A 21,997-nucleotide genomic window follows, 5' to 3' on the forward strand; every position below is an offset into this window, starting at 1 on the left:
GTCACCCCACGATTAACCGCCCTAGCTGGAACGTGGCCATCGCCCCCAGGTACGCGAGGGCGGTCATGTAGACGAACGTGAACGCCGGCCACAGCCAGCTTTTGGTCTCGCGTTTGATGGTGGCGAGGGTTGCGGCGCATTGCGCGCACAGCGCGAAGAACACCATGATCGACAGCGCCACCGGCACCCCGTACTTGCCGCGCACCGGGTCCTGCGCCCAATCCTCCTGGAGGGCCTTCGTGAGCCCCTCGACCTTCTCCTTCGCCTCGTCGTCGGCGTCCGTGTCGGCGATCGCGCCCGTATCGACCTCGCCGACGTCGTAGAGCAGCCCGAACGTACCGACGATCACCTCGCGGGCCGGGAAACTCGCCATCGCGGCCACGCCGATCTTCCAGTCCCACCCGAGCGGCTCGAAGACCGGCTCCATCCGGTGCCCGGCCCGCCCCAAGAAGCTGTCCCGCTTCCACTCGCCGTTGAGTTTGTCCGGCAGCCCCGCCGCGGCTTCGAGCTTCTCCCGCTCCGCTTTCTCTTCTTCCGTCGCGTCCTCCTTGCCCTTCAGCTCTTTGAGCCGGTCGGCGCCCTCTTTCACCGCGTCTTCGGCCCGCTCGATGCGTTCCGGGTACGACTCCCCGACCGCGTTCGTGTACGGGAAGTACAGCAGCGCCCACACGATGATCATGGCCGCCAGAATGACCGTTCCCGCCCGCGTTACGAACGACCAGCCCGCCTCGCCCATCCGTCGCAGGATCGAAGTGAGCTTCGGGCGACGGTACGACGGCAACTCCATCACGAACACCGGCGGGGCGCCCCGGAGCAGCGTCCGCTTCAGCGCCAGGGCAACGAGCGGGGCCACCGTGAAGCCGACCATGTACATCGCGAACAGTACCAGCCCGGGGAGCCACGCGGGCGCTCCCGGTTTGGCGACGAACGCCGCGGTGAGCAGGATGTACACCGGTAGCCGCGCGGAGCAGCTCATCAGCGGAGACACGAGGATCGTCGCGAGCCGGTCCCGGCGGTTCTCGATCACCCGCGTCGCCATGATCCCGGGGACGGCACACGCCACGCTCGACAGCATCGGGATGAACGACTTGCCGCTCAGCCCGCACCGGCTCATAACGCGGTCCATGAGGAACGCGGCGCGGGCCATGTACCCGCAGTCCTCCAGGACCGCAATGAACCCGAACAGGATCATGATCTGCGGGAGGAACACCAGCACGCCGCCGACGCCCTTGATAACCCCGTCCGTGAGCAGCGCGCGGAACGGCCCGGCGGGCAGAACGCCCTCGGCGCCCTTCGCGACCCAGTTCGGGCCGCCGCCGATCAGTTCCATGAGCGGTTTCGCCCACAGGAAGATCGACTGGAACATGAGGAACATCACGACCAAGAACACGCCCGTGCCCCAGAGCCGGTGGGTGAGCACCGCGTCGATCCGGTCGGTCCAGGTGACGGGCGCCACCGCGGGCTTCGTGACGGCCGCCGCGACCGCGGCGCGGACCCAGCCGAACCGCGCTCGCGCTTCCACCCCGGGCACCGCGTGCCCGGCCGCGCTCAGCCGCTCGCGCGCCCCCAGGAGCTTCGCCCGGAGCCCCTCACCGTAGTGCCCCGCGAGCCACTGCTCGGTGTACCCGTTCACGTCGATCAGCGCCCGGCGCACGAGCACCGCCGGTATCTCGTCGCTGAGTTCTTTTTGGAGCTGGTGCGCCACCTCCTCGAACGCCGGCGGGAACTCGACCCCGCGCGTGGCGGGGGCCGCCGCCGCCGCGAGGACCGTTTGCGTGAGTTCGGGCAGCCCGGCGCCGCTGTTGGCCTGGATCGGCACCACCGGGACGCCCAGCGCCACCGCGAGCTTGGCGTAGTTGGTCACCAATCCCTGCGCCTGGGCCGCGTCGATCATGTTCACGGCCACAACGACCGGGACGCCGAGGTCGAGCAACTGGCTCGTCAGGTAGAGGTGGCGGTCCAGGTTGGTGGCGTCGACCACGGAGACGATGACTGACGGGCGGGGCTCTTCGGGGCGCCGGCCGAGCAGCAGGTCGACCGCGACCATCTCGTCGGGGCTACGGGCCGCGAGGCTGTACGTCCCGGGCAGGTCGATGAGGGCGAGCGTCGCCTCGCCGACGCGGCACTCACCCTTCTTCATTTCGACCGTGACGCCGGGATAATTCCCGATCCGCTGGCGCAGCCCGGAGAGGGCGTTGAACAAGGTCGATTTCCCGGCGTTCGGGTTCCCGACCAGGGCCACGGAGAGCGTTGCGGTTGTCATAAGCGTGAGGGGCGCGGGGGTGAAGTGCGGGGTGTGGGGTGAGCCGGCGGACGCTCTCCCGCTCCTCACCCACCACCCAGCACTTTGATAGCGATGCCGGCGGCGTCGCTCTTGCGGAGGCTGAGGCGGGAACGGCCCAGGCCGATTTCGATCGGGTCGCCGAGAGGCGCGCGGGCGAGCACCTCGACCTGTTCGCCTTCCAGCAGGCCGAACTCGTAGAGGCGCTGAACCAGGGCCGGGTCGCCGGATACGGACACCACTTCGGCCCGCTGCCCGGGAGAAAGGTCGGCAAGTGTGGACATATCGCGTCAGCCCGCCACCGGGCGCACCAGGATTTGCGCGCTGTCAGCCCCGCGGAGGCAGAGCTTGCACCCCGAGACGTTCAGCAGACAGGTCGCGCCAGGTTGTACCACCTGCAGCCGACAACCTTGGCGGATGCCGAGTTCGGCGAGGCGACCGACCCATTCGGGTCGACCGCTCACCTCGGCGACCTCAGCCCAATCGCCGGCGCTCAGCATGTCGAGCGGCAACAACATCAACGGCTCGCTTGTTGAGATTTCGTCTCAGATATCTTCGCACGCGCTCGGGATCGCGTCAAGGGAGCGCGAGGGAAAAGGTGGGAAATGAGACGACACGCCGTCACGCCGAGCGTGCGGTGACACCAAATTGCTTTGAGGCGGAGTGGTGTACGAAGCCAGGTATTACCCCGGCATAAAATAATTCACCCACGCCACGTGCTAAATGCGACGCGCGTGCGTGGATGTGAGTTGGCATTCACTGAGGCAGGCGTGGCCGAGGGGCGAGCATTCCGTCCAAAGTTCAGTGCATCGGGTCGATGCCACCGCGACCACAGACGGTCTCACCAAACCGCTAACCGCTCAAGAACCGGCCCGGCATGGCGTGTCGCACTTCGTCACTTTGCGTTCCACGTTACTTGATGAAATACTGACGGCATTTGGCCTGTCACGCGACAGCGCCGAGGCTTCGGGAAAAACGGCAGCAATCGCACCTTGAGGGGGGCAGGGCGGATGCCCCACGCATCACACGCCGAGCACCTCTCACGTGCCCGGTTTCCGGGCCTTCGACGCGTCGTCCTCGTAGGCTTTCACGATGCGCGTGACCAACGGGTTCCGCACGATGTCGGCCTGTTCCAGATGAACGACTGCCAGTCCCTCCACGTCCTTCAACCGCTGCACCGCGTCTGCCAGACCGCTCCGAACCGTGCGCGGGAGGTCGATCTGGGTCATGTCCCCCGTCACGATGACACGCGAGTTGGTGCCCATCCGGGTCAGAAACATCTTCATCTGCTCGCAGGTCGCGTTCTGCCCCTCGTCCAGAATGATGCACGCGTGGCTCAGGGTGCGGCCCCGCATGTACGCGAGCGGCAGGATCTCGATGACCTCGCTCTCCATGTACTTCTTGACGGTGTCGGGCTCCATCATGTCCGCCAGCGCGTCGTAGAGCGGGCGCAGGTACGGGCTGATCTTCGCGACGAGGTCTCCGGGCAGGAACCCGAGCCGCTCGCCGGCCTCGACCGCCGGGCGCACGAGAACGATCTTCTTAACCTTCTTCGTGTTAAGCAGTGACACCGCCCACGCGACCGCGAGGTAGGTTTTCCCGCTCCCGGCCGGGCCGACGCAGATCACGGCGTCGTTGGACTGGAGCGCCTGGACGTACCGGCCCTGGCCGTCGGTCCGGGTGCGCAGGTTCCGGCCCACCTCGGTCGCCGCGAGCGGCGACGCGCCGCGCGCCGTGGCACCCTTGATGACCTCGATCACCCCGGTCACGTCGCGCTCTTCGAGCCGGCCCCGCTTGCGGACCACCTGCCGCACCTGCTGCAGCGCCCGCTCGAACTGCTCCGCGCCCTCGGACGATCCCTCGATCCGGAGTTCGGGGTTGCGGTACGTGGCCTTCACGCCGAAGGCGTCGCGCAGGGCGCGCAGGTACTGGTCGCGGGTGCCGAACAGGAGCACGGCCTCGTCGCGATCTTCAATGACAACGGTGCGAGTCGTCGGTAGCAAATCGGGCATTTCGGGCCTCATCATTTCATCCGGCCACACAGTGGACACGGACGGGCCGAGCCAAGTTCGGGGCACTTGCGCAGTTAAGATCGGAAGTCCGTTATCGCGTCCATCCGCCAAACCCGGCAAAAATCCGGCGGCGCGGTGCTACCGAGCGGTCAATCCGAACCACAGGTACGCCACCGGAGCCGCGAACAGAACGGAATCCACCACATCGAGCACCCCGCCGAACCCGGGAATGGTCTTCGACGCGTCTTTCGCGCCGCCCTCACGTTTGACGAGCGACTCTGCGAGGTCACCGAACACCCCGGCCAGTCCCACGACCAGCCCGAACGCAGCGGCCTCGGCGGCACCGTACTGGAACACCGGAGCCGTAAACGACAGGCCGACCGCGGCCGCGGCCCCGGTCAGTGCGCCGCCGACGAACCCCTCCCACGTCTTCTTCGGGCTGAGCGTGGGCGTCATCTTGTGGCGCCCGAGGAAGGTGCCGGTGAAGAACGCCCCGATGTCGTTGCACTTCGGCACGAACACCACCAGCGCGAGCATCGCGGCGGACACGTCCGCGTCCCGCGACAGCCACCGCACCTGGGCGAAGAAGCACGGGAGTACGCCCAGGTACACCATCGCGAACGCCGTCAGCCCGAGCCGATCGAGCGCGCCGCGCTCGCCGGTGTACCGGTTCATTTCGAGCAGAAACGCCCCAATCAGCGCCGCGCCGAGTACCAGCACCAGCATCGCCCACGGGGACGCCGGAGCGGCACTGAATTGTACGCGCAGCGCGGGGTACCAGTTGGCCAACAGCGCCAGGATTACGCCCGTTGTGACGAGGGGCTCGGACGGCCGCTGGGCGGGCGGGAACAGCCGGACGAGTTCGCGCGGCGCGAGCACGCCCACCAACATCAGGAACGCGAACAGGAACGGGAACCACGCGAACCCGCTTTTGGCGAGCCACGAGTCCCCGAACAGCACGCCCGCGGCCCCCAGCGCGAGAAGCGAACCCACCAACACTCGCGTTCGGATCATGCGTGCGGCCGTGGGTCAGGTGGAAGCGTCGGTGTTCAGCCCGCCGAACCGGCGCTCGCGGCGCGCGTAGTCGCGGAGGGCGGAGTGGAGCAGCGGCGGGTCGAACTCGGGCCAGAACTTCGGCGTCACCCAGAGTTCGGCGTAGGAGATCTGCCACAGCAGGTAGTTGCTGACCCGCATCTCGCCCGCCGTGCGAACGAGCAGGTCGGGGTCCGGCATTCCGCCCGTGTACAGCGCGCCGGAAATCGCCCGCTCGTCGATCTCTTCGGGCGCGAGTTCACCGGCCCGCACCCGCCGCGCGAGCGATTGAACGGCGTCCACGATCTCGCCCCGGCTGCCGTAGTTAATGGCGAGGCAGAGTGTCAGCCCGGTGTTGTGGCGTGTGAGCCGGACGTTCTCGTCGATCTCGGCAAGGACCTCGTCGGGGAGCCCCGCGCGCCGCCCGATCACCGCGAACCGGATGTTCTGCCGCTGAATCTTCTCGCGCTCGGCGAGGAGGTACTGCTTCAGCAGGGCCATCAGGAAGTCGATTTCGGGCTTGGGTCGCTTCCAGTTCTCGGAGCTGAGGCAGTAGAGCGTGAGCTGTCCGATCCCGAGCCGGCAGCACTCCTCCGTGATGACATCGACGGAGTGCGCCCCCTGGGCGTGCCCGTCGGCGCGCTCCTTGCCCTGGCGCTGCGCCCACCGTCCGTTACCGTCCATGATGATGGCGATGTGGCGCGGCAGCAACTCGGGTGTGAGTCCGAGCGAGGCGGCGTAAACGCGCGGGTCGTGAGCGGTTGAAATCATAAGATCGCACCACAAAGCGGAAGCGAGCACGAAATCAAGCGGACCGATCGGCCCGCATCCGCTGTGTGGCCCTTTGTGCCTCCCGGGTGACGCCGACTTTACACCATGATGGTCTGTTCGCGGTCCGGACCGACGGACACGACTGACACCTTCAAGCCGACCAGTTCCGCCACACGATCGATGTACCGCCGGGCCGCCGCGGGCAGGTCCGACAGCGCCCGCGCCTTGGTGATGTCCTCGGACCAGCCCGGTACCGTCTCGTACACGGGCTTCACGCGCTCGAGCAGGTAGGCGTCGCTCGGGAAGTAGCCGATCCGTTCGCCGTCCAGTTCGTAGCCGGTGCAGATCTTCAGTTCCGGCAACCCGCTCAGCACGTCGAGCAGCATGATGGTGATCTCGTCCGCGCCCGAAAGGGCCGCCGTGTGGCGCACCGCGACCGTGTCGAGCCACCCGACCCGCCTGGGCCGCCGTGTGACGGTGCCGTACTCGTTGCCGATCTCGCGAATGCGCTGCCCCAGTTCGTTGTCGAGTTCGGTCGGGAACGGCCCCTGCCCCACGCGGCTCGTGTACGCCTTCACCACGCCGATGATGCGCTGCACGAACTTGGCCGGCACGCCGGTGCCGCCCCAAATACCAGATGGCAGGCTGCTCGAACTGGTCACGAACGGGAACGTGCCGTGGTCCACGTCGAGCAAACTGCCCTGCGCGGCCTCGAAGATGAACCGCTTGTTCGCCTTCAGGGCATCGTGCAGATAAAGGGCGGTGTCGCGCACGAACGGCCGCAGCCGTTCCGCGTAGGCCCCGTACTCCGCCGCGAGCTGATCGGCGTCGAACGCCTTCGCGCCGCTCGAAAGTGCCGCCAGAACCTTGTTCTTGTGCGGAACGATGAACTTCAGCCGCTCGCGCAGGTGATCGGGCCGCAGCAGTTCGCCGACCCGGATGGCGAACCGCCGCCCCACCTTATCCTGGTAGCACGGCCCGATGCCGCGCCCGGTTGTGCCGATCTTGCCTTCGGTGCCGCTTTCGAGGACCCGCTCCTCTTCCATGTGGTACGGGAAGATGACGTGCGCGTGGTCGCTCACGAACAGCTTGCCGGCGAGGTCGATCCCCCCCTTCGCGAGCGATTCCATTTCCTCAATGAACCGCGGCGGGTACACCACCACGCCGTTGCCGATCACGGACGTCACGTTCGGCCGAATGACCCCGGTCGGCAGCAGGGACAGCTTGAAGCTCTTGCCGTTGACGACGACGGTGTGCCCGGCGTTGGCGCCACCGTTGTACCGCACGACCAGATCGAACCCGTCGCCGAGCAGGTCAACGATCTTGCCCTTGGCCTCGTCACCCCACTGCAACCCAACCACGCACGTACCGGGCATTGTGTAAAACCGCCGCGTTGCGAACTCTGTGGTGTAAAGCAACCCGTCTCACGCTAGGTCATGCGGCGGCATGCGTCAAGGGAGGGGGGAGCAAGCACCGGGCAATGCCGCGGAGCCGTTTCGCGCGTCGCATGGCGCCCACCCCGGAATCATCCGTTATGGCGTTCAGTGCAGCGAGAAAGCACCTCCGCGTTTGTGGCACTGGTGCCGGCTCTCCAACCGGCACTTTAAGCACTTCTCCACCTTAATTCCCATTCGCAGCACTTCCAGAAGTTCCCGCCGCACCCCACACGATGGTTATTGAGATTCTCGTTCGGCAATCAATGTGGCCTCCGCTAGCAATTTTCGGCGGTAAGTGATTAATTAGATTAATGTTACGCAACTTTCACTCGGTGGGCCGGGCGTGTTTACGGGGCGGTGCGGAGCCTCGTAACGGTGCGAGTGGGTGGTAGCGATGCCCCAGTGAGCGACCAGCGAATTGCCAGTCGGACGCCAACTTCTGTCCACTCGGCCCCCCAGCGACTGAAACCGGTCCACGGTGTAACCCTTGTTACAGCGACAGCAGCGAGTCCGGTCCATTGCGGCCGCACGAAACCGGCCATCGGCCCGTGGTGTTGCACCTCCGCCCAACACCGCCGCTACAAATCAGATGGCACCCGGCATCACCCCTTCAAGCCCGCACGGGCGGCCCACTCCTCGAACCGCGTCGGACCGAGGCGGGGGTTCGGCCCCGGGTTCAGCCCGCGCTCGTCCAGCGCCGCCCCGAAGTAGCGAGCCTGTGGGTCTGCGATCACGGAACGCGGCTGCCCACTCGCGGCCAGGAACTTCTCCACGAACGCCGCGATCGAAAGCGACTCCGGACCGGCCAGTTCGACCGTCCCGTTGACCGGCGCGTCCGCCGCGATTGCGGCCAGCGCCGCGGCCACGTCGTCAGCCGCCACGGGCTGCATCGGCGCTGTTGGCTGACGAACCTCACCGGCGCCCGTTCCGGCGATCGCGCCGAGGAACTCGAAGAATTGCGTCGCCCGGACGATCGTGTAGGGCACCGATCCCGCCTTGAGCAGGTTCTCCTGCGCCACTTTCGCCCGCATGTACCCGCTGTCGGGCAGCCGATCGGCCCCGACAACCGACAGGGCCACGTAGTGCCGCACGCCGGCGGCCGACGCCGCGGTCAACAGGTTCCGCGTCGAGGCGTCAAAGAAGGACATCACCGCGTCGTCCGCAAACGACGGCGAGTTCGACACGTCCACCACAACGTCCGCGCTCGTCAAGGCCGCCGCCAATCCCTCGCCGGTCAGCGCGTTGACGCCGGACGACGGAGACGCCGGTACGGCCTCGTGCCCCGCGCCGCGGAGGAGCGGTACCAGCTTCTTCCCGATGAGCCCGCTGCCACCAATTACGACTACTTTCATGACGATGATCTCCTGTTGTTCGCTCGCTCAAGGCCCGCTCGACACGCCGAGTCGGTTCCCAGCAGCCGGGCACGGGGTGCGATTCCGAACCGTTCGACATCAAGGACGGATAAGGGCTGCGTTCTGTGACAACGCGGTCCGCGTTCAGGTAACGGTTGGGCGGTTGCAGCCACCGCACCCGGTTCGCTCGAACGAGGGTATGGGTCGCGCGGCCGCCCGCAAGTACCATAAGAGCGCGTGGCGAGCCGAGTACCGCTTGGCGCGACTCAACTTGATACGAGGGCGCGCGGCACGAAAGGTCTATGGAGAAGCCGAGAAGAGTTTGACAGGATCGACAGGATAAACAGGATTTTCAATCGATCGGTCGTCATCCGGTGGGGCCTGCCAGTCCTGTCAAAATCGGTCTTCGTAAACGCGAGGTCCGCGCGGGCCGGGACGAGGCCGCGACCATTCGCTCATGACGCCACGCGCCTTAAAGCTCCACCTTCCGACCCGGTTCCGAAAGGCGGTTCAACGTGCTTCGCGTTTGCCCACTGGTCGCGGCCGCGCTGGTCGTGGTTCTCGGCACCGTTCCCGCCCCCGCCGCGCCCCCGGACGGGCTGGCCGAGAAGCTCGAAGCAATCACCGGCGCTCCGGATTACAAGCACGCTTCCTGGGGCATCCTGATCGTGGACGCCAAGACCGGGGGCACAGTTTACGCGCGCAACCCGGACGCGATGCTGGCCCCCGCCTCCGTGACGAAGCTCTTCACCTGTGCCGCCGCGCTGGTCACGCTGGGGCCGGACCACAAGCGGGAAACCGCCGTTTACCAGCGCGGCATCGTGCTCAAGGGCACGCTCCGCGGCGACCTCGTGCTCGTCGCGAGCGGCGACCTGATGCTCGGCGGGCGCACCAAGGACGGCAGAACCGTCTTCAAGGACAAAGACCACACCTACGCGAACGGCGGGTTCGGCGACTGCGAGGTCACCGACACCGACCCGCTCGCGGGCCTCAACGCCCTTGCCAAACAGGTCAAGGACGCCGGCATCAACGAGATTAACGGCGAGGTGCTGATCGACGACCGGCTGTTCGCCCGCACCCGCGGGAGCGGCAGCGGTCCGGACGCCGTCACCCCGATCGTGGTGAACGACAACGCGATCGATGTCGTCGTCACCCCCGGCGAAAAAGAGGGCGCCCCCGCGACGGTCACGATGCGCCCCGAAACCAGCTTGTACACGATGGACGCGACCGTGAGTACCGCCGCGGCGGGCGCCACAGCAAATATCCAGTTGATCCCCATCGGCGCCACGCAGTTCGCGGTGCGCGGCACGGTTCCGGTGGGCGGAAAGCCGCAGCTCCGCGTGTTCAACGTGGACGAACCGGCGTCGTTCGCCCGGGCGCTCTTCGTGGAGGCGCTCCGGCGGGCCGGCGTTCGCGCGCAGTGCGCGGTGCTGCGTCCCGGCGCGGTTCTCCTGCCTCCCAAAGCCGATTACGAGAAGCTGCCCAAGGTCGCGGCGCTCGCGTCGGCACCGTTCAAGGACACGGTCACGGTCACGCTCAAGGTGAGCCACAACCTGTACGCCAGCGCCATCCCCTGCTTGCTGGCGGTCGCTCAGGGGGCCAGCACACTCGACGCCGGTCTGAAGGAAGAGCGGGCGGTACTGAAGGACCTCGGCGTCGACACCAACGCGATCTCGTTCGGCGGCGGGGCCGGCGGCGCACAGTCCGACTACGTGAGCGCGCGGGCGACCGTGCAGCTACTTCAGGGCATGTCGAAGCGGTCCGAGTGGGACGCGTACAAAGCCGCACTGCCAATCCTTGGCGTTGACGGCACCTTGAGTGACGCCGTCAAAGACGACAGCCCGGCGCGCGGCAAGGCGCACGCCAAGACCGGCACGCTCCTCTGGTACGACGCGGCCAACGAGCGGTTCCTGCTGAAAAGCAAGGCTCTCGCCGGTTCGCTCACCACCAAGAACGGCAAGGAGCTGCTGTTCTGCGTGATGGTGAACAACGTCCCTCTGCCCAAGGGCGTGATATCCAGTCGGGAAGGCAAGATGCTCGGCAAGCTGTGCGAGGTGCTGCACGAACACGGCCCGTGACGGAGTTGGGTATCCCCTCCGTGAACAGTTGGAACCACAAACCACGCACGTCGATTTCGCCCCGGGACTCGATGGCGGAGCCAAGAACATTTTGACAGGATCAACAGGATAAACAGGATTTAAAATTGATCGATCTTCATCCGGTAAATCCTGTTCATCCTGTCAAAATGTTCTTCGTAAGCACGAAACTCGTGTGGGGCGAAATGACGCCGCGGCCGGCCGCTCATTCCGCCACCGGTTCTTATGCCTTTGTGACACAGGCATCCCTGTCGGTGCGGGGCGAGAAGGCCGCACCGATAAGAATGTGTGTGCCACAAGAAACGGACACAACCAGCCGGATCGTGAATCAGAGAAAGGTGGCCGGGCGAGAGGTTCTTTGCCCCGGCACGCCGGCTGCTCTCGCGTGTCGGATTTCTAAACAGCGGTTGCTCTTCCAACAGAAAGGGCGTTGACATGCACGCCGTTCGCTTCGCAGGACCGATAGCGTGTGCGGCCGCGGTCGCGGCGGCCGTTTCGGCGTTCGCGCCGAAAGCGGCGGACGCGGACAAGGCCCCGGTGGGTTGGAAGCTGGTGTGGTCCGACGAGTTCGACGGGAAGGAGATCGACCGGACGAAGTGGGACTTCGACCTCGGCAACGGGTTCTACAACTACGACGCCAACCAGTGGATCAGCGGTTGGGGCAACAACGAACTGCAGTACTACACGCGCGAGCCCGAGAACGCGTTCGTCAAAGACGGAGCGTTGCACATCGTCGCCATCAAGGAGTCGTACCAGGGGTGCGGGTACACGTCGGCACGGCTGAAGACCCGAAAGCGCGACGGCCGTTCGCTGTTCAGCAAAAAGTACGGCCGGTTCGAGTTCCGCGCGAAACTCCCGCCGGGGCAGGGGGTGTGGCCGGCGCTGTGGATGCTCCCGCAGAGCGACAAGTACGGCACCTGGGCGTCGTCGGGCGAGATCGACGTGATGGAAGCGAAGGGCCAGGAGCCGACGAAGGTGCTCGGAACGCTGCACTACGGCTCGCGCTGGCCCAACAACGCACACGCCAGCAAAACCTACACGTTCCCGGACCAGGGCACGATCACGGACTACCACGTGTACGCGGTCGAATGGACCCCGGGCGAGGTCCGCTGGTCGGTGGACGACACGGTGGCCGGCACACACTCGTTTTGGTGGAGCAGCAGCAAACTGGACGGCGAGAAGGGCGCACGCCCGAAGCAAGAAGCCGATCTGAACCCGTGGCCGGCGCCGTTCGACCAGGAGTTCTACCTCGTGATGAACGTCGCGGTGGGCGGCAACTTCCTGGGCAAGCCGGACAGGACGACGAAATTCCCCGCGGAGATGCTGGTCGATTACGTCCGGGTGTACGACAGGGTCGGCGGGTACGGCGCCGCCAAGCCGCGCGGCGCAGGCCAGTTGCCGTTCGGAAAGTGACGAACCGGAAAGAGCGGCATGTGTCTACTGCGCACGCCCGCTCCCTCGGTCCGGGGTTTACAATGGCACGGCGCGTGAAACAAACGACCAGCCCCGTCGAGGCGGGCGAGCACACGTTTGCGGAAGTCGAGAAGCGGTTGCGATCGCTTGCGGTTCCGCTCGGTACATCACGGCCCGGTAACCGGCTTGCTCACCACCGCGAACCCGGCCAGACGTTCGGCGCGTACCACGCTGCCGCGCCCGTTCGCCGGGGCGAGTATCCCGGCGGCATTAAGGTCTGTTTGCTCGGTGACTTCGTTACCGCCCAGCACAGTCTCAGCGGTGAAACCGACCCAGCGATTTTCTGTCCCACATTCAAGAGCCGCAATCGCTGCAAACCGTGGCGTGGTCTCACCCTCTCTCTCGCCTCACTGACTTCCGCTCGCGACCGCGGCGGATTCCAACTACGGTCCTGCTCCTGATTACGCATCAAAAAAGCAGAACCCCGGATGCCCTTCTGGACACCCGGGGTTCTACCGTTAGACCATGCAGCATCAGGTCTAACCGATGCTTTTGCTCAACAAACGCCATCTCTAAGTCGGGGCGGCTGGATTTGAACCAGCGACCTCAAGGTTATGAGCCTTGCGAGCTACCGGGCTGCTCCACACCCCACCATTGCCGTGTGGGCTCCGCGTTGCGGGCACCACTCGGGTACAAAGGAATCATAGCGGCTCGGGCGAACATGTCAACAGGCCTACTTCTTCTCGCCGGGCGACCCACCGATCCAACTCGGCTGAGCAGTAGCGGATGCGGAGTGCCGTAACTCTTTGCTTGGCACGGTTTTTGTCACATAAATCAAGTGGATCAGCGATCGCCCAAGTTGGCCGGATTGAATTCTTGCGTAATGCTGAGATGCTGGGACGCGATGGCCCTTAACGGAACTGCTAACCATTCACTGTCGAACATCGCATGCGTTTCGCTTGGCCTTACCAAGGTTCCGGCGGTAATGCCATTACGCTTTAGGGAACAGGCTTACAGTGCCCGATTTGGTGCTGGCAAGGATTAATGAATTTGAATTCGCTCACGGCGATCGCCATAAGTGGTGGAAGTGCTTCGACTTATGGAGAGTCAGAAGGCAGAGCGGGATAGGGGAGTCGAACCCCTCTCACAGCCTTGGGAAGGCTGGGCACAGCCGATATACCAATCCCGCACATAGCAGATTTTAAAGGAAGTCGTTTCAGGGGCAAGGCTACTTTTTCGAAGGTTTCCCACCGAGGCTCCGAAGTCCAGGCGCACTGCGAATGGGCTGGACTGGGTCACCGTGCTGGTGTTGTGCTCGAATTCGGAGCCGTTAGAACACGGGCGGCGGCGCGTGGATCGCACATCGCAACCGGCACAAGTTCAGAACCGTCGCCGAGGCGTCGTTCAGTGAACCCGCGGACACAAAGCCCAGCGAGTGGATTCACCTGCCTTAAAGGCGATCATCCTGTCAACTGTATGATGTGCGGAACGCCCCGCTGACCTTGGCAAAATCCGAAGGCTCTCCTTGCCCGCTGCGGGGTTAAGAGTGTATAATTTCTTTCAGCCTGCAGGCTGCACACCGATGGGGTTACCTTCAACCTCCTCCACAATCCAGTCAGTCCCCCGTTCTGCAACCCCACAAGAGGAGGAAGGTTATGTCCATGCATTTGTTTGCTTTTCTGCCAGGCATCGGGCCGCAAGAGCTGTTGCTGCTGGCCTTATTGGGGGTTTTGCTGTTCGGTCGCCGCCTGCCGGAACTGGGCCGATCACTCGGCAAGACGGTGGTGGAAGTGAAGAAAGGGCTGAGGGGAATCGAGGATGAAGTGAGCGAGCCGAGTTCGTCGCGCCAGTCTGTTGAGCCCGAACCGATCAAAGCACCCCAACGCGTGACGCCCTCGAGTACGCCAAAGTTCGATGATTCCCCGGCTCCTTCCAGCGCGCCGCCAAAGATGTAAATGCTCGGCAGCCAGTTCGCCAGAGCCGCGATGGTCCGAAGAGTCGCCGCCGTATCGCCGGTACTTCGAGCCGTTCGACCGCACGATTGACTCCGGCGGGTGAAACCGGGGACACATAACCTGCCGGTTAATCTCGCTCATGATGGTTTGGGGTCGCGGCGTCGTTCCCGATGAGGGCCCCCTCATCGGGAACGACGCCGCGACCCTCCTCGATTCTGATAGTTGTTCAAACTGCCGCCCTGACGCCTGCTCGGCTCACCAACTTCAATTCCGGCGCCCCCTATCTTTTGCCCTGAGCTTGTTTCCTCATTCGCGGCCCAAGATCCACGGAAAATAGCTCTGCGAACGGCCAACACCGTCGGAGCGCGTGTGCTCTCACCATTTTCTCACTAGTAGCGACCCATAGGGGTGACTTAACATCCACAATAATCGTGCGTCTACGCACGAAGTCGTGTGCCTCCCCCGTTCCGGACACCGTGAGCGGGGAATGGCTTCCGAACTCGTCCCGGATTCGGTTTCTGAACCTCGCCGTCATCATGACCGATGGACACGAACTCGCCATCGCTCTTCGCGCGGCGTATCTGGCACTCCACCGCCGGTCGGAGGCCGCGTTTGCGGCGCTCGGCGTCACCGCCGACCAGTTCGTACTCCTGGCCACGCTCGACCGTGGGGACGCTCTCACCCAGCGGGAACTGTCGCGCCGCATGTCGTCAGACCCGAGCACCGTGCGGGCCATGCTCGTCCTGCTGGAGCAGCGCGGGTTGGTGGGACGCGCCCCCCACCCGACCGATGCCCGCGCGCGGACGGTCGCCCTCACCGCGGACGGCAAGCGCGCGTTTCAGCGGCTCTGGGCGGCGGGCGAGCCGATTCGGGCGCAAATGCTCGGCGCGCTCCGGCCCGACGAGGCGAGCGCACTCGTCTCACTCTTGGCTCGTGTTGCCCGGGGGCTGAGCGCCGAGTCGGCTTCTGCCCCTGCGACCTCTCACTCTCCGGAGGACGACGTATGAATGGACGGATGATGGTACTCGCCGCGTGGGCGGCCGTGATGTGTTCGGCCGTGCCGACACCGGCCCAACCGCCCGACGGCAAGAAGGAGGCCGCGGGGGAAAAGTTCGCCGCGCCGCCGCAAGACTTCGACAAGAAGCGGGACGGGATCGAGCGGGGGAAGGTGGAAACGGTCGAGTACGACTCGAAGACCGTGGGCAACAAGCGGAAGATGCTGGTGTACACACCGCCCGGGTACAAGCAGGGCGGCTCGTACCCGGTCCTCTACCTGCTGCACGGGATCGGCGGTGACGAGACGGAATGGAAGCGGGGCGGCGCGCCGGAGGTGATCCTCGACAACCTGTACGCGGACAAAAAGGCGGCGCCCATGATCGTCGTCATGCCCAACGGCCGGGCGCAGCCGAACGACCGGGCGGAGGGGAACGTGTTCGCTCACGCCAAGGCGTTCGAGGCGTTCGAGGCCGACCTGCTCAAGGACGTGATCCCGTTCGTCGAGAAGACGTACCCGGTGAAGAAGGACCGGGAGGGCCGCGCGCTGGCCGGGCTGTCGATGGGCGGCGGGCAGTCGCTCAACTTCGGGCTGGGCAACCTGGACACGTTCGCGTGGGTCGGCGGGTTCTCCTCGGCCCCGAACACGAAGAAGCCGGGCGACCTCATCAAGGACCACGCCGACGCGGCCAAGAAGCTGAAACTGCTGTACGTGGCGTGCGGCGACAAGGACGGGCTCCTGCGGGTGAGCGAGGGCGTCCACAAGATGCTCGACGAGAAGAAGGTGCCGCACGTGTACCACGTGATCCCCGGCGGCGCGCACGACTTTAAGGTGTGGAAGAGCGACCTGTACCGCTTCGCGCAACTGGTGTTCCGCGAGCAGGAGAAGGCGGCGCCGCAGCCCGAGAAGAAGGCGCCGGGCGAGGGCCGGCCCGCCTCCACCAACACCGGCAACGCCGCCTACCCGCGGGTCCACGCCGACGGGCGGGTGACGTTCCAGTTGAGGGCGCCGGACGCCAAGAAGGTCCAGGTCTTCACCGGCTACGGGCTGGGAACCGGCGGGCCGTGGGACATGACCCGCGGCGACGACGGGGTCTGGGCGCTGACCTCGCCCCCGGTCGTCCCCGGGTTCCACTACTACGCGCTCGTCGTGGACGGCGTTCGGGTGAACGACCCCGGCAGCGACACGTTCTTCGGCACCGGCCGCCCGACGAGCGGGATCGAGGTCCCGGAGCCGGGCGTCGACTTCTACCGCGCCAAGGACGTGCCGCACGGCGAGGTCCGCTCGCGCTGGTACACGTCCAAGGTCACGGGGCAGACGCGGCACATCATGGTGTACACCCCGCCCGGCTACGACGCCGACGTGAAGACGCGGTACCCGGTGCTGTACCTCCAGCACGGGGGCGGCGAGGACGAAACGGGGTGGGTGAGGCAGGGGCACATGAACTTCATCCTGGACAACCTGATCGCCGAGAAGAAGGCCGTGCCGATGATCGTGGTCATGGAAAAGGGCTACGCCACCCGCGCGGCGGGCGCGCCCCAACCGGCCGGCCCCGGCAAGGGCGACCCCGGGGTGTTCGACGACGTGGTGACGAAGGACCTGATCCCGATGATCGACGCGACGTACCGCACCAAGACCGAGCGCGAGTCCCGCGCCATCGCGGGCCTGTCGATGGGCGCCGGACAGGCCCTGCGGACCGGCCTGATGCACCTCGACACGTTCTCCGCAGTCGGAGCGTTCAGCGGGGTGGGTAAGGTGGACCTCAAGACGTCGTTCGGCGGGGTGTTCGCCGACCCCGTCGCGTTCGACAAGAAGGTCGCCCTGCTGTACCTGCACTCGGGGGATGTCGGCCTGGACGAGGGCATCCACAAGAACGCCGAGGCGCTATACGAGGGCCTCCGGACGGCCGGCGCCAAGAACGTGGCGTTCGGCGACAAGAAGGGCCTGGGGCACGAGTGGCAGACGTGGCGGTACGCCTTCCACGAGTTCGCCCCGCGGCTGTTCCAACCGACGAAGTGACCGGCGGCGCGGCCGGACTCACCCCGGCAGCGTCCGTGATTCCGGCTTGGCGAGCGGGTGCTGCTCCTTGCGGCCGTCGGCCACCACCGCCACCCACTCGGCCAGCCGCCGGCCCAGCAGCACGCAGCCGTTTCTCACCTCGTCGTCCCGCGGCTCCTTCGCGGCCACCGCCCCGTAATGGGCGGTGGTGCTCCGCCCCGCGTAGTCGGTCACCCCGAACACCAGGAACCCGAAGTTCATCAGCACCATCTGGAGCGACTGGCACGCGATCTCGGCGCCGCCGCCCCACCCGCCGCTGGACGAGAACGCGCACGCCACCTTGCCGTCGACCTTGCCCCAGTGGTCGAACATGTCCTCGTCCCAGAACCGTTTCATCTTCCACGACAAGACGCCCATGTTGGTCGGGCTGCCGACCGCGAGCCCGTCGCACCAGTACACGTCTTCCGGCGCGGCGGCGCCTACCTCCCGCAGCCGGACCTCCGTCCCGGGGATCAGGGCCGCCCCGTCCGCGACCAGACGGGCCATCGCCGCGGTGTTCCCGCTGGCGGAGTGGTAGAGCACCAGAACCTTTCCCATCGACACCTCCCAACGGCACCGTTCCGCGGCGGTGCGTCGTACCATCGCGGACGCTTGCTTATGAAACCCGAACCCACTCGTACCGCGAAACACGGAACGGCTCTGGGTGACTATTTCGCATCCACCTTGCCGTTTGCGGCATTTTCCACCATAATAGTAATACCGCGGCGATGAGTTGCGGATATCGCGGGCGATTAACTCAGTGGTAGAGTGCGTTCTTCACACGGACGAAGTCACAGGTTCAAATCCTGTATCGCCCACTCTGCTTAAGTCCTTTTAGCCGAAGCAGTTCCTGCTTACCCCGGTGAGTACCGGGTGCGGCTTCCAAACCTAGCGAACTTTGGAATCGTTCCACAGTTCGCGGTTAGGAACCGCAATTATGAGTGTTCGACGCAAACCCATTCCCTCCTATCTTCCTCATAAACAATCCGGCCGTGCCCGCGCCGTCTGGACCGACCATTCCGGTCGGCACGACAAACTTCTGCCCGGCGCGTAGGACAGCCCCGAATCCCGGACCGCGTTCGCACGGCTCCAACTCGAACTCGAAACCTCCCCATACGCCGTTACGCCGCCGGCAAGTGGGCTCCTCGTGAACGAACTGCTGCTTGCGTACTTGCGGCACGCCCAGCAGCATTACTGCGATCTCGATGGCAATCCGACCGACGAATTGCGGCACATCAAGACCGCGTGCCGGTTCGTGCGCGAACTGTACGGTGAGCAGACGGCGGCCGCGTTCGGCCCTCTGGCGCTGAAGTCGGTGCGCCAGAAGTTCGTCGATCTGGGGTGGGGCCGCAAGACGGTGAACGCGCGGGTCGAACGGGTGCGCCGTGTGTTCAAGTGGGCCGTGGCCGAGGAACTGGTTTCGCCCCTCGTCCACCAGGCGCTGGCTGCGGTTCCCGGGTTGCAGCGGGGGCGCACCAAGGCACGTGAAGCCGAACCCGTTGGTCCCGTCGCCAACGACGTGGTGGACGCGACACTGCCGTTCCTGAACCGGCACATCCGCGGATTGGTCGAGTTCCAGCGGCTCACTGGGTGTCGTCCGGGAGAGGCGTGCGTGCTCCGCCGGTGCGACATCGACACGAGCGGGGCGGTGTGGCGGTTCAAGCCCGTACGTCACAAGACCGCGTGGAAAGGCAAGTCGCGAACGATTTCGATCGGTCCCAAGGCGCAGGCGATGATCCGGCCGTTCTTCACGGACGACCCGACGGACTATCTGTTTTCTCCGGCCCGGGCGGTGGCAGAGTTCCGGGCCGAGCGGAGCGCCGCGCGGAAAACACCGAAGTACCCGAGCCACATGGCGCGGAACGAAACGAAGCGGGTGGCGCGGCGGATTCGGCCGCCAGCGGCCCGGTACTCCCGGATGTCGTATCTGACTGCCGTGACCCGCGGCTGCGACCGGGCGTTCCCGCCTACGGGCGCGTTGGCCCGGCGGCCGAAGGAGTCGGTTGCGAAGTGGCGGGCACGCCTGAGCGACGAGCAGCGGGACGCGGTGAAGGTGTGGCAGCGCGAGCACCGCTGGCACCCGAACCAGTTGCGCCACACGTTCGGGACCGAGGTGCGGCGCGTGTACGGGTTGGAGGCGGCCCAGGTGCTCCTCGGGCACTCGCGGGCCGACGTGACCCAGGTGTACGCCGAACGCAACGAGTCCCTGGCCGCGGAAATTGCCAAGAAGATCGGTTGAACGGCGCCCCGATCGCGCGACCCCGCCGACGTCCGGCGGGATGTTTTCGTTTCCGCCCGCTCGCGCGGCGGTTCGCATCACTTCGAAGCAACGGGGGGGGAGCCGAGCGCTCGAAGGCGAACGGTGGCGGCCCGTGCGAGCGGTCGGTGAACCGCCTACCGGGCTCGACAGACATGGGGCGCACGCCACTCGCGCACGTTACTCATTCCGGATTTTCTCGGATCAGCCCTTCTGGATGGTGTCCGACTTGCTTTGCACAGCCGGGAACGCCAGCCACTCAGCGAGTGACCACACGTGATCGGTGAGCCCGGCGGCCGGTGCCGGGGTTCGTTACCGGCACCGGCCGCCCTAGCCCTTGGCGCGCAGGGTGCGGACGGGCCAGCAGAAGTTGTAATTGAATAGGACTTACGCAGTTGCGCTGGCGCAGGATTTGCGCATGGTGTGTTGTTGGTCTATGATCGGGCCATGAACGCACCACGTGCGAGCGCCGAGGACTACATCCAATTCCTGATCGCCACCCCCAAGGTGGCGTCGGCCGCGGAAGCCGCGCGAGCCCAACCGGACCATCCGACGGCGCCCGCGCATGATGCGTTCACCCGACTGCTGCACCGGCTGGAACCGGACCCAGCGGCGTTGTGGGACGAAGCCCGGTCGTCGGTCCGCCCGGGCGGTGCCGTGGTGCTCGACGACTCGGTGCTGGACAAGCCGTTCGCCCGGCACATGGGGCTGGTGCGCCGGTGCTGGTCCGGGCGGCACCGCCGGGTGGTGAGCGGGATCGGGCTGGTGACCCTGCTGTGGACCGACGGGGCCGCCCTGGTACCGTGTGATTACCGGCTCGCCGACCCGGCCCGAGCCGAGACCAAGAACGACCACTTCCGAGCCATGCTGGCGGTCGCCAAGGGACGGGACCTGTCGCCCCGGGTGGTACTGTTCGACACCTGGTACTCGGGCAAGGACAACCTGAAGGCGGTGCGGGCCCTGGGGTGGCACTTCCTGACCCGGGTGCGGAGCAACCGGCGGGTGAACCCGGATCGCACGGGCAATCGGGCCATCGAGGGGTGCCCGATCGGGGCCGCCGGTACGGTGGTGCACCTGGAGGGGTTCGGATTGGTGAAGGCGTTCCGGATCGCCACCGGTGATGGGGGCACGGAGCATTGGATCACCAACGACCTCGACATGGACGAGGCCACTCGTGCGGTTCTGGCCGGGCACGCGTGGGGCATCGAGGAGTATCACCGGGGCCTCAAGCAGCATTGCCACGTGGACCGGTGCCAGGTGCGCATGAGCCGGGCCCAAGCGGTCCACATCGGGCTCGCGATCCGCGCGTTCCTGCGGCTCGAGTGGCACCGGCTCAAGTCCGGCGTCAGTTGGTTCGCGGCCAAGACGGCCATCGTGCGCGAAGCGGTGCGAACCTACCTCGCCGCACCTACATACCTACTTACCCAAAAGTCAACTACGTAAGTCCTATTGAAGTAGCGGAACGCGGTGCGTGTCCTAGTCCTTGGAGAACCCATAGCTTTTCCGCACCTTGTGGCGGCACCGGTTCCGATTGGTTCCGTTGTGCCGCCCCACGAAGCACGTGTTCACAACCGTGCTCACCGCCGAGCGCCGCGGCCACTGCGGCCCGGGTCCCGAACACCACCCGCGTTGCTCTTCCGCTCCTTGTGTACGGTCGCGCACATGACCGATGCCGGGAGTACCACCCGAGCCTTGTGCGGGCGCCGCGGCACCGGTCCTCCGGGGCACCGTTCTTCTCCTCGCGGGCCACGAAGCTCCACTCCTCATCGAGCCGGAGTTCGTTGGTCCGGGGGGGGGAAAGGGCCACCAACTCGTCGTGGAGTTGCTGGGCCTGGTGCCCGGCCTGACGGATGTACCGGGTGACCGTGTCCCGATGCACCCCGACCAACCGGGCGGTCTTGCGGGTGCCCGCCCCCTCGGCCACGTGGGCCAGCACCGCGGTCACCGTTTGGGCCGACAGCCGGGTCCCATACAGGGGCGTGCCCTTGCGCTCGGAGAACCGGGCCTGGCACGTGGAGCACCGCAGCACCCGGGTGCGGTTCGGTCCGTACCGGGCCGGCACCGTCAGGTTACCGTGCCCCCGCTTCCCGTGGTCCGGGCAATCCGCATTCCGGCAGCAGAACCGACTCAGGTCGTCCATCACCGATCTCGACCCGCGCGAGGGAAAACACCACCGAACGGTGTAAACTCCTTGCCACGTATCAGCAGCCGCATGCAAGCCGAACAGAACACAGGACACCACCCGCCGCGTGGGGTATTGTCCAAACCACCACACTAATTGCGGATTTTAGCGCTGTAGTGCTAATTCCCAACCCGGTGTCTCATGAGCCCGACTTGTTCGGTTTCGACCACTTGCCGTCG

Annotated in this window: 17 protein-coding genes and 3 tRNA genes; 8 read left to right on the top strand and 12 right to left on the bottom strand. The window is 65.8% G+C overall.

The features are described from left to right. Position 1 precedes the first annotated feature (1 nt). The 8 genes from feoB to GobsT_RS13265 form a co-directional block, all read right to left on the bottom strand. Positions 2-2,263: a ferrous iron transport protein B gene (feoB, locus tag GobsT_RS13230; RefSeq protein WP_109571111.1), complete on the bottom strand. Its 2,262-nt coding sequence runs from the start codon at positions 2,261-2,263 to the stop codon at positions 2-4. 65 nt (positions 2,264-2,328) lie between these two features. Further along, complete coding sequence (locus GobsT_RS13235) at positions 2,329-2,565, bottom strand: FeoA family protein (protein ID WP_109571110.1); 237 nt, start codon at positions 2,563-2,565, stop codon at positions 2,329-2,331. A gap of 6 nt (positions 2,566-2,571) precedes the next feature. Continuing rightward, a complete protein-coding gene (locus GobsT_RS13240) occupies positions 2,572-2,799 on the bottom strand; it encodes a FeoA family protein (RefSeq protein ID WP_010047028.1) in 228 nt (75 codons plus the stop codon). A gap of 522 nt (positions 2,800-3,321) precedes the next feature. Continuing rightward, positions 3,322-4,293 (bottom strand): PhoH family protein, encoded by a 972-nt coding sequence (locus GobsT_RS13245; RefSeq protein ID WP_010047030.1) that lies wholly within the window; start codon positions 4,291-4,293, stop codon positions 3,322-3,324. A gap of 138 nt (positions 4,294-4,431) precedes the next feature. Beyond that, a complete protein-coding gene (locus GobsT_RS13250; RefSeq protein WP_010047032.1) occupies positions 4,432-5,286 on the bottom strand; it encodes a phosphatidate cytidylyltransferase in 855 nt (284 codons plus the stop codon). Between the two features lie 36 nt (positions 5,287-5,322). Further along, the gene (uppS, locus tag GobsT_RS13255; RefSeq protein WP_010047033.1) at positions 5,323-6,096 is read right to left on the bottom strand and encodes a polyprenyl diphosphate synthase; all 774 of its coding nucleotides are present in this window, start codon (positions 6,094-6,096) and stop codon (positions 5,323-5,325) included. Between the two features lie 98 nt (positions 6,097-6,194). After that, positions 6,195-7,472, bottom strand: coding sequence for an adenylosuccinate synthase (locus GobsT_RS13260; RefSeq protein ID WP_010047034.1), 1,278 nt, complete (start codon positions 7,470-7,472; stop codon positions 6,195-6,197). Between the two features lie 662 nt (positions 7,473-8,134). Then, complete coding sequence (locus GobsT_RS13265) at positions 8,135-8,884, bottom strand: SDR family oxidoreductase (protein ID WP_010047037.1); 750 nt, start codon at positions 8,882-8,884, stop codon at positions 8,135-8,137. A gap of 515 nt (positions 8,885-9,399) precedes the next feature. Here GobsT_RS13265 and dacB point away from each other — a divergent pair. Both dacB and GobsT_RS13275 read left to right on the top strand, forming a co-directional pair. Next, positions 9,400-10,962 carry a D-alanyl-D-alanine carboxypeptidase/D-alanyl-D-alanine endopeptidase gene (gene dacB, locus GobsT_RS13270; RefSeq protein ID WP_010047039.1) on the top strand — a complete coding sequence of 521 codons (1,563 nt, stop codon included), beginning with the start codon at positions 9,400-9,402 and terminating at the stop codon, positions 10,960-10,962. Positions 10,963-11,415: 453 nt separating this feature from the next. Beyond that, positions 11,416-12,393 (top strand): glycoside hydrolase family 16 protein, encoded by a 978-nt coding sequence (locus tag GobsT_RS13275; protein ID WP_010047041.1) that lies wholly within the window; start codon positions 11,416-11,418, stop codon positions 12,391-12,393. A gap of 577 nt (positions 12,394-12,970) precedes the next feature. Here the strand turns inward: GobsT_RS13275 and GobsT_RS13280 are convergent. Next, positions 12,971-13,044, bottom strand: a tRNA-Met gene (locus tag GobsT_RS13280). Positions 13,045-13,511: 467 nt separating this feature from the next. Next, positions 13,512-13,582 (bottom strand) — tRNA-Gly (locus tag GobsT_RS13285). Between the two features lie 466 nt (positions 13,583-14,048). Between GobsT_RS13285 and GobsT_RS13290 the strand changes: the two genes are divergently transcribed. The 3 genes from GobsT_RS13290 to GobsT_RS13300 all read left to right on the top strand — a co-directional run bounded on the left by GobsT_RS13290 (position 14,049) and on the right by GobsT_RS13300 (position 17,361). Next, complete coding sequence (locus tag GobsT_RS13290; RefSeq protein ID WP_010047044.1) at positions 14,049-14,348, top strand: twin-arginine translocase TatA/TatE family subunit; 300 nt, start codon at positions 14,049-14,051, stop codon at positions 14,346-14,348. A gap of 536 nt (positions 14,349-14,884) precedes the next feature. Next, positions 14,885-15,355, top strand: coding sequence for a MarR family winged helix-turn-helix transcriptional regulator (locus GobsT_RS13295; protein ID WP_033200040.1), 471 nt, complete (start codon positions 14,885-14,887; stop codon positions 15,353-15,355). Next, a complete protein-coding gene (locus tag GobsT_RS13300) occupies positions 15,352-17,361 on the top strand; it encodes an alpha/beta hydrolase-fold protein (protein WP_081471997.1) in 2,010 nt (669 codons plus the stop codon). The genes GobsT_RS13295 and GobsT_RS13300 overlap by 4 nt, the downstream gene beginning before the upstream one ends. A gap of 18 nt (positions 17,362-17,379) precedes the next feature. Here GobsT_RS13300 and GobsT_RS13305 read toward each other — a convergent pair whose 3' ends face one another. Continuing rightward, positions 17,380-17,937 (bottom strand): flavodoxin family protein, encoded by a 558-nt coding sequence (locus GobsT_RS13305; RefSeq protein ID WP_010050494.1) that lies wholly within the window; start codon positions 17,935-17,937, stop codon positions 17,380-17,382. 188 nt (positions 17,938-18,125) lie between these two features. On the opposite strand from GobsT_RS13305, the gene GobsT_RS13310 reads away from it, so the two are divergent. The 3 genes from GobsT_RS13310 to GobsT_RS13320 all read left to right on the top strand — a co-directional run bounded on the left by GobsT_RS13310 (position 18,126) and on the right by GobsT_RS13320 (position 21,079). Then, positions 18,126-18,197: transfer RNA gene (locus tag GobsT_RS13310), tRNA-Val, on the top strand. A gap of 329 nt (positions 18,198-18,526) precedes the next feature. Then, complete coding sequence (locus GobsT_RS13315; protein WP_109571109.1) at positions 18,527-19,618, top strand: site-specific integrase; 1,092 nt, start codon at positions 18,527-18,529, stop codon at positions 19,616-19,618. Positions 19,619-20,083: 465 nt separating this feature from the next. Next, on the top strand, positions 20,084-21,079 hold the full coding sequence (locus GobsT_RS13320) for an IS701 family transposase (RefSeq protein WP_010033997.1): 996 nt from the start codon (positions 20,084-20,086) through the stop codon (positions 21,077-21,079). Here GobsT_RS13320 and GobsT_RS39585 read toward each other — a convergent pair. Beyond that, positions 21,072-21,776: a hypothetical protein gene (locus GobsT_RS39585; protein ID WP_010039129.1), complete on the bottom strand. Its 705-nt coding sequence runs from the start codon at positions 21,774-21,776 to the stop codon at positions 21,072-21,074. The two genes, GobsT_RS13320 and GobsT_RS39585, sit on opposite strands and share 8 nt — an antisense overlap. Positions 21,777-21,997: the final 221 nt, after the last annotated feature.

The organism is Gemmata obscuriglobus, assembly GCF_008065095.1.
Classification (GTDB): Bacteria; Planctomycetota; Planctomycetia; order Gemmatales; family Gemmataceae; genus Gemmata; species Gemmata obscuriglobus.

Bases quoted from the DNA above. Each gene is read 5' to 3' on its own strand.
- GobsT_RS13260 (WP_010047034.1), bottom strand. From the start codon at position 7,472: ATGCCCGGTACGTGCGTGGTTGGGTTGCAGTGGGGTGACGAGGCCAAG.
- GobsT_RS13300 (WP_081471997.1), top strand. From the start codon at position 15,352: ATGAATGGACGGATGATGGTACTCGCCGCGTGGGCGGCCGTGATGTGT.
- GobsT_RS13245 (WP_010047030.1), bottom strand. From the start codon at position 4,293: ATGCCCGATTTGCTACCGACGACTCGCACCGTTGTCATTGAAGATCGC.
- GobsT_RS13290 (WP_010047044.1), top strand. From the start codon at position 14,049: ATGTCCATGCATTTGTTTGCTTTTCTGCCAGGCATCGGGCCGCAAGAG.
- GobsT_RS13240 (WP_010047028.1), bottom strand. From the start codon at position 2,799: ATGTTGTTGCCGCTCGACATGCTGAGCGCCGGCGATTGGGCTGAGGTC.
- GobsT_RS13235 (WP_109571110.1), bottom strand. From the start codon at position 2,565: ATGTCCACACTTGCCGACCTTTCTCCCGGGCAGCGGGCCGAAGTGGTG.
- GobsT_RS39585 (WP_010039129.1), bottom strand. From the start codon at position 21,776: ATGGACGACCTGAGTCGGTTCTGCTGCCGGAATGCGGATTGCCCGGAC.
- GobsT_RS13305 (WP_010050494.1), bottom strand. From the start codon at position 17,937: ATGGGAAAGGTTCTGGTGCTCTACCACTCCGCCAGCGGGAACACCGCG.
- GobsT_RS13275 (WP_010047041.1), top strand. From the start codon at position 11,416: ATGCACGCCGTTCGCTTCGCAGGACCGATAGCGTGTGCGGCCGCGGTC.
- uppS (WP_010047033.1), bottom strand. From the start codon at position 6,096: ATGATTTCAACCGCTCACGACCCGCGCGTTTACGCCGCCTCGCTCGGA.
- feoB (WP_109571111.1), bottom strand. From the start codon at position 2,263: ATGACAACCGCAACGCTCTCCGTGGCCCTGGTCGGGAACCCGAACGCC.
- GobsT_RS13295 (WP_033200040.1), top strand. From the start codon at position 14,885: ATGACCGATGGACACGAACTCGCCATCGCTCTTCGCGCGGCGTATCTG.
- GobsT_RS13265 (WP_010047037.1), bottom strand. From the start codon at position 8,884: ATGAAAGTAGTCGTAATTGGTGGCAGCGGGCTCATCGGGAAGAAGCTG.
- GobsT_RS13320 (WP_010033997.1), top strand. From the start codon at position 20,084: ATGAACGCACCACGTGCGAGCGCCGAGGACTACATCCAATTCCTGATC.